We start from the raw sequence: 1785 nt of genomic DNA on the forward strand, positions 1-1785 counted from the left end.
AAGTCTAAAGCGAGTAAATTTATTAGAGGGAACTGCAACTGCTTGTAGCCCAAAATAAGCACAATTGAAGGCAGAAGCAGAAATTAATCCAGAAGGGAATAAAGTCTCGTAGCGTAGTATAAAAGAAGTTAAAAAGATTAAAAAGGACTAGCGATCGCTTGTGGCTGCTACTTTTTTTGACAATTATTTCTTTGATAGGTCTTAACCTTAAATGTAGTAGTGAACAATTGCATAAATGCTGAATTGAACAATTAATGATTTGTGTAAATCAAAGCCTAAATCATAGTGTTTTTAAGGCTCTCTTGGAATTGCCGTGGTAAACACTAGATATGGTGTGGGTCAAGTAAGACCAAATCTTTCATAGCCATGAATATCGAGTGTGAGACGTTGAAAAAGACGCTCTACATCAAAAATGCCATAGCAACGACGCTTTAAAACTTTAACTCGGTTGTTAAAACCTTCAACAAAGCTACTAGTAAGTCGCTCCAGAAAATAGTTAGCGATCTGCTCAAGCCAGGTTTCAATAGTTTTTAGAAAGCTCGTAAACTGGGAGATTTGACTCTGACGTACTCGTTTACACCAAGCACGAATCGCGCATTTAGCTCCCTTGGGGTTATATAAGCGCTCGAATATTTCTGTCAATTCCTCTCGTAAGATATAAGCTTCTTTCATTTTGGGAGAGTAAGAGAAGAGACGTTGGAGCAACTCCCATTCTTCATCGTTGAGCTGCTCGGAAGATTTGCGGAAAGCCCACATCGCACCTTTAATTGTCTTATACTCCTTCTGAGGCAATTTCTGTTTGAGTAATTTCAGTTCTTGTCGCCGCACTAGATCGGCACAGTGACGATAAGCTCGTGCTACATGAAAGCGGTCGATGATGATGTGAGCGCGGGGTAGTTGCTCTCGTGCTGCATTGACAAATCCCAGGTACATATCAGTACAGACCCGTTCGATTGTATTCCTTAGACGGATGGGAATTGAAGCGAAGAAGTTGACCATCGTCTCTTTTTTGCGGTCTGCTAGCACCGCTAATACCTCAACTCCCTGTTCTATTAAAGGTGTTGTGACCAGAACTACATAATCTCGGTGCCTTCGTTTTAAAGCAATCTCATCGATTCCTAGTATTTCAATCCTTTGAAATCGATCCCAGTTGACTTTAGTTGTCAACCAACGGTCGAGTACTCCCGTGACTATCTCTTCACTGAGAGAGAGCTTGTTGGCTACATCGACCACAGTGGAATTAACCAAAAAGCGTAGTAGCCATTTTTCGTAGGGTTTAGTATTGGGACTCCGTAACTCATGCCAACTCAATCTTTGTGTTGTGGTGGGTTTTCCTTGGCAACTCCGACATTGATAGCGCTTCGGTTTTAATTCTACATAAACTGGTTGCTCGAATACTGGTAGATGGCGCAGTCTGATAGGCTGGTCAAAACCATGGAAATGCGTCAACTTTTTACCGCACTTACGACATGATGTCCCTTTCAGAGTACTCTCAACCCGAATCAGCCAAGTTCCCTCTTCTGTTTTCGACACTTCTAATACCCGAACATCGGGCAAATCGAGAGGTATCTGAATCGAGTTATCCATCATACCCACCACTGTTAATCTAATCTCTTTATCATCCCAAAATAGTCAGACTCTTGACAACTACACTATTTGTAGTGTCTACCACGGGAATTGCGGTAGAGCCATAAATTTTGAGTAATAAAGGACTGAGGATCTGGCTCAGAGGGTTGGGTCATGGCAAAATGATTTCGGTAATAGGATGACGATTCTCGTCAGCAA

Annotated in this window: 1 protein-coding gene; it reads right to left on the bottom strand. The window is 41.8% G+C overall.

What is annotated here, in order from left to right:
• Positions 1 to 339 precede the first annotated feature (339 nt).
• Positions 340 to 1587: an ISL3 family transposase gene (locus tag KV40_RS31645; RefSeq protein ID WP_036489778.1), complete on the bottom strand. Its 1248-nt coding sequence runs from the start codon at positions 1585 to 1587 to the stop codon at positions 340 to 342.
• Positions 1588 to 1785: the final 198 nt, after the last annotated feature.

The organism is Myxosarcina sp. GI1 (assembly GCF_000756305.1).
In the GTDB taxonomy this organism is placed as follows: Bacteria; Cyanobacteriota; Cyanobacteriia; order Cyanobacteriales; family Xenococcaceae; genus Myxosarcina.